Annotated in this window: 5 protein-coding genes and 1 pseudogene; all 6 read left to right on the top strand. The window is 61.0% G+C overall.

Annotated features, from left to right (window positions below; all coding sequences use genetic code 11):
- Window positions 1-527, top strand: a pseudogene (locus IEX64_RS23805) (IS66 family transposase); the annotation flags it as partial.
- Window positions 528-666: 139 nt separating this feature from the next.
- On the top strand, window positions 667-1,908 hold the full coding sequence (locus tag IEX64_RS23800) for a tyrosine-type recombinase/integrase (protein ID WP_188823901.1): 1,242 nt from the start codon (window positions 667-669) through the stop codon (window positions 1,906-1,908).
- The gene (locus tag IEX64_RS23795; RefSeq protein ID WP_229710714.1) at window positions 1,908-2,864 is read left to right on the top strand and encodes a tyrosine-type recombinase/integrase; all 957 of its coding nucleotides are present in this window, start codon (window positions 1,908-1,910) and stop codon (window positions 2,862-2,864) included. The genes IEX64_RS23800 and IEX64_RS23795 overlap by 1 nt, the downstream gene beginning before the upstream one ends.
- Window positions 2,857-3,864 carry a tyrosine-type recombinase/integrase gene (locus tag IEX64_RS23790; RefSeq protein ID WP_188823899.1) on the top strand — a complete coding sequence of 336 codons (1,008 nt, stop codon included), beginning with the start codon at window positions 2,857-2,859 and terminating at the stop codon, window positions 3,862-3,864. Before IEX64_RS23795 ends, IEX64_RS23790 begins: the two co-directional genes overlap by 8 nt.
- A 409-nt stretch (window positions 3,865-4,273) precedes the next feature.
- Complete coding sequence (locus IEX64_RS23785; RefSeq protein WP_188823897.1) at window positions 4,274-4,456, top strand: hypothetical protein; 183 nt, start codon at window positions 4,274-4,276, stop codon at window positions 4,454-4,456.
- Window positions 4,443-4,988, top strand: a complete 546-nt coding sequence (locus IEX64_RS23780) for a recombinase family protein (protein ID WP_229710713.1) — start codon at window positions 4,443-4,445, stop codon at window positions 4,986-4,988. The genes IEX64_RS23785 and IEX64_RS23780 overlap by 14 nt, the downstream gene beginning before the upstream one ends.
- Window positions 4,989-5,141 lie beyond the last annotated feature (153 nt).

Raw genomic sequence — 5,141 nt, 5'->3', positions numbered from 1 at the left:
CAACACCGCGACGATCAGTTCTCATCCTGATTGGCGGAAACTTCTCATCCAGATCGCCGCGCCATACCGAGGCCCATCTCGGGGACTTCGCAGGCATCCTGCAGGTCGATGGCTATGGCGGCTACGCCGCGCTCGCCAAGCGGCGCCAGCAGGTCAGCCTCGCCTTCTGCTGGTCGCACGTCCGGCGCAAGTTCTACGATCTAGCCGAGAAGTCGCCGGTCGCGGCCGAGATACTCAAGCGCATCGCGCAACTGTATAAGATCGAGGATCAGGTCCGCGGCTCATCGGCCGAGCAGCGCCGCGCCACGCGCGACGAACACAGCCGGATCCTCGTCGAAGACCTCAAGGTCTATCTCGATGTCCGGCTTCGCCAGCTCAGCGCCAAGAGCAAGCTCGCCGAAGCAATCCGCTACGCCGTCAGTCGCTGGGACGGGCTCGTGCGCTTCCTCGACGACGGGCGCATCGAGCTCGATACCAACACCGTCGAACGCGCGATCCGCCCGCTCGCCCTCAACCGCAATTATGCAAAGCGCCGGATTATGCGCATGTGCCGACGGCGGGGTGTGCCCAGTCCGCTATTTTCCGCCGCATACGTCGCAGCATGACTAACTTCAGCTGCACATAATACGTCTTCCTCTCCGCCCACCATCTGGAGAGGAGCCTTTCATGAAGTCTGATCTATTGCAGCCGGAGCCGCGTCGCTGGCTGGCGAACAGTGTCTTTTCGTCCGTGGAGGAGGAGTATGTCTCCTATCTTCGAGCGGGCCGATATCATCCGAACACAGTGCGAGTGTATTTTGCTTGCGTCGCGCATTTCGCGAAGTGGACGACCGAGGAAGGCTTGGACCTCGCGTTGATCGATGAGGTGGCGCAACGGCGGTTCCTGGATACCCATGTGCCATCTTGCGATTGCCCTTACCCGGTTCGCAAGCTGCGCCACGAGTTGCGCGTCGCTATCCGGCATCTTCTGCATGTGCTTCGTGCCCAAAGGCGGATTGCGGCGATCGAACAGAGGGGCCGGCTCGATGGTGAACTGGCGGCATTCGATCGCTACATGCGCGATGTCGGCGGTCTGGCGGACACAACGCGGCGGCAGCGGATCCATATCATTCGCCGGCTGCTCCTCGAGCGGTTCGGTGATGGCGAGATTGATCCTGAGAAGCTCGACCCGGCAGTCGTCCGGCGTTTTGTCCTTGGTGAGGGCCGTTGTTGGGGTGCTGGCGCCGTGCGTGTCGCTGGCGGGACAGTCGGTTGTTATTTCAAGTTTCGCAAGATGTTGGGTGATGATGTCGACCGGCTCTTGCAGGCCATTCCGCGGGCCGCGTATTGGCGCCTGGCGGAGTTGCCCGACGTGTTGTCGCCAACCCAGATTGACGCGGTTCTCGCGTCATTCGACGATCATCTGTCTTCAAGGCGGCGCGCCTACGCGATGGTCAGGTGCGTCACCGATCTCGGGCTCCGATGTTCCGAAGTCGTAAAGCTCCAGCTCGACGACGTCGACTGGCGCAACGGGATCATTCGTATAGCCAGGACCAAGACGCATTTCACCGACAGCCTTCCATTGCCGGCGGCCACCGGCGACGCCATCGCAGACTATTTGCGCCATGAGCGGCCGAAGACCAGCAACCGTGCGATCTTCGTTCGCCATGTCGCGCCATATGACGTCCCGATCAGGGCAGGCGTCGCCAAGCACGCGGTGATCGCAGCTTTCGCACGATGCGGATGGGATCGAACTGATCCCCATGTCCTTCGTCACAGCATCGCGAGCCGCCTGCTCAGCGACGGCACGCCCATGAAGCACATCGCCGATATCCTGCGTCACCGCAGCCTCGACACGTCAAAGATCTACACCAAGATCGATTTCCGCCGGCTGTCGGCCGTGGCCATGCCCTGGCCAGGGAGGGCGTGATGATGACGACCACCATGACAGCGCAGGTAGAGGCCTATCTTGCTGAACGTACATCGCTGGGATTTCGTGGCGCTGGGCCGAACGCCAGCCAGCTTCGTTCCTTCGCCAGATTCTTCGATGGCTCTGGTCACCGAGGGTCCCTGACAACGGACCTCGCGATCGAGTGGGCAAAGGGGCATGCTCGGGGCCGTGATCCGCGGGCGTGGGCTCGCCGGCTCGACACACTTAGGCCTTTCGCCGCGTACCTTCTGCGGGAAGATCCGGCCACGGAGTTCCCGCAGACTCAGATATTCGGCAAGTCCCATCGCCGGGCCACGCCCCATATCTACACCGAGGATGAGATCTCGGCATTGCTTGCAGCGGCACGCCGTCTCGATCCGGAAGGCGGTCTGCGGCCTGCTGCGTTCGAAGCCTTCTACGGACTGATCGCCGCAACCGGCCTGCGCGTTTCCGAAGCGGTCAAGCTGCGTTGCGCCGATGTGGATCTCGGAAGTCGATGTCTGACGGTCCGGATGACGAAGTTCAGCAAATCGCGGCACGTGCCTTTCCACGCCACCGTCGCCGTCGCGCTCGCAGACTATCTCGGCATGCGGGATCATTTTCTGCCACGCGTGGCTGAGGATCCGTTTTTCGTCTCGACCCCGTCACGATCGCTAAAAAAGCGCGCAGTACATTGGACCTTCCAGAAGTTGCGCGACGAAGCCGGCATCGTTGCCCGGGGCGCCTATCGCGACGTTCGCATCCATGACCTCCGGCACACATTCATCTGCAGACGCATTCAACGGTGGCAAGCCGAAGGTACCGATATCGACAATGCGATCGCGGCGCTCTCGACTTACGTCGGCCATGCAAAGGTATCGGACACCTATTGGTATTTGACCGGCATCCCGGATTTGATGGCCACCGCAGGCAACCGCTTTGAAGATTTCGCTTTCGCGGAGGCTGATCATGGCTGAGCATACCTCTCCAACATTGCCGACGCTCGTCCAGCGCTTCTTTCTGGATCATCTCGGCGAGCAACGTGCGGTCAGCGCTCAGACCGTAGCGGCGTACCGGGATACCTTGCGCCTGCTCCTCAACTATGCGGCCGCAGCACTCCATCGAACGCCCAGCGCCATCACGTTGCCCGATCTCGACGCGCCGTTGTTGCTCGCCTTCCTGGACCATCTCGAGAAGGATCGAGGCAACAGCGTTCGAAGCCGCAACGCACGTCTGGCCGCGATCAGGACGTTCCTTAAATATGCATCGCATCACGACCTTGCGTCGCTGGCGACGATCGAACGGGCGCTGGCGATCCCACTCAAGCGGTTCGATCGGCCAATGGTCGGGTTTCTGTCACGGCCCGAGATCAGCGCCATTCTCGAAGCACCTGACCGGCTTAGCTGGGCCGGACAACGCGACCGCGCCTTGTTCAGCATGATGTATAACACGGGCGCTCGCGTTTCCGAGATGATCGGCATGCGGTGTCGGGACGTTGTGCTTGAAGGACAGCCCGCCGTGCATCTGCGTGGCAAGGGCCGCAAAGAACGCAGTGTGCCGCTCTGGCGGCCGACTGCCGCGCTCATCAGATCCTGGCGCCGCCAGATCGGCGACCCCGCTGGAGAAAGCTTTTTGTTCCCGAACCGAAGCGGTGATCGCATGACTCGCTCGAACGTTACCCAGCGCTTGAACCTCGCCGTCGCCACTGCAGGTCGCAAGAATCCAGGGCTCCTTGACCGCCCGGTCACCCCCCATACGGTGCGACACACAACGGCGATGCACCTTCTTCAATCGGGCGTCGACATCACCGTCATCGCCCTGTGGCTCGGTCATGAGGATACGGCAACGACGCATATGTACGTCGAAGCCGATCTCGCGATGAAGGAACAGGCTCTGATGAAGCTGCAACCAAGCACCGCCGCGCCGGGCCGCTTCCGAGCCTCCGACAATCTGATGAGCTTCCTGCAGTCGCTGTGATTATGTGAAGTTTATGGCGGCGGGTCTGGCGCGACAGCTGGACCCGCCGTCGGCACTTGCGCATAATCCAGCGCTTCGCATAATTCCGATTGAGCGCCATCTCGCAGACATTCTGCCCATGTCGGGCACGACGTTGTCGTCTGGTATCGATGGCATCCATCTTTCGAGCGCACTGTGCGGTGCGAGTATACCGAGGACCGGGCGAACGGCAGAGTCGCCCACATTGTGGTGAGCCCCGGCGAAGTCATCGTAGTTCCGGCTTGGATGTTGAATCGCGAGGTGTGCGATGCGTTCAGCTTGGGTAGCGTTCGGGTTGCCGTAGATGCGTTGACCGATCTCCATAACCTCTTGATCGACGCGGACCTTCGGAATGCCCTGCTGAGCGGTTTGAACGCTCAGGAGGTAAACGATGAAGACCTTGCCCTCACCAACGCGGCTGCCGGCGCTGCGCCAGTTGATCATGCCGCTCGACACCAGAAGTCTGGACGGTCTGACGACAGCCCAGCGCGTCGTCGTAGTGGCAAGCCTAGCCAAGTTGTTGATGGCGGCCGCAGGCGTATTGGACGAGGAGATGACCGATGACGGGCGGTAACCTCCTTCCGATGGCCCTGCTGAGGCGCAAGCCAGTTGTTTACGTCAGGCAGTCGACGCCCCAGCAGGTCAACGGGAACCTGGAGAACCAACGTCGCCAGTATGAACTCGTCGATGTTGCGCGCCGTTGGGGATTTCGTGACGTCGAGGTGATCGACGAGGATCTTGGACGCAGCGCGAGCGGTGCAGTGGATCGCCCCAGTTTCGAGCGTCTGGTGGAGGATTTGTGCACGGGTCGCGTCGGCGCCGTATTGTGCCTTGAGGCCTCTCGCCTTTCCCGCAACGGACCCGACTGGCACCGACTTCTCGAGCTTTGCGGCCAAGTCGATGCTCGTGTCATCGACATCGATGGCGTCTATGATCCGGCCAAGCCGAACGACCGGCAGCTGCTCGGCATGAAGGGCAGTATCAGCGAGTTCGAGCTTTCTGTCATCCGTGCCCGCATGTACGAAGCTGCACGGCAAAAGGCTCAGCGCGGCGAACTGCGCATCAGCGTTCCGATCGCTACATCTGGCATCGCGACTATGGACTGAGTTTTGACCCCGACATTCGAGTTCAGGAGGCCATCAGGCAAATATTCGTGCGGTTCCGCGAGATAGGTAGCGCTCGCCAGGTGCTGATTGTCAGTGGGCGTGTAATTCTCCGCAAAAGTGGGCTTTGAAAATTCCCTGATTGTTGGACCTGAT

Source organism: Novosphingobium indicum (assembly GCF_014645195.1).
GTDB lineage: Bacteria > Pseudomonadota > Alphaproteobacteria > Sphingomonadales > Sphingomonadaceae > Novosphingobium > Novosphingobium indicum.
This window is presented reverse-complemented; position numbering and strand designations above follow the sequence as displayed.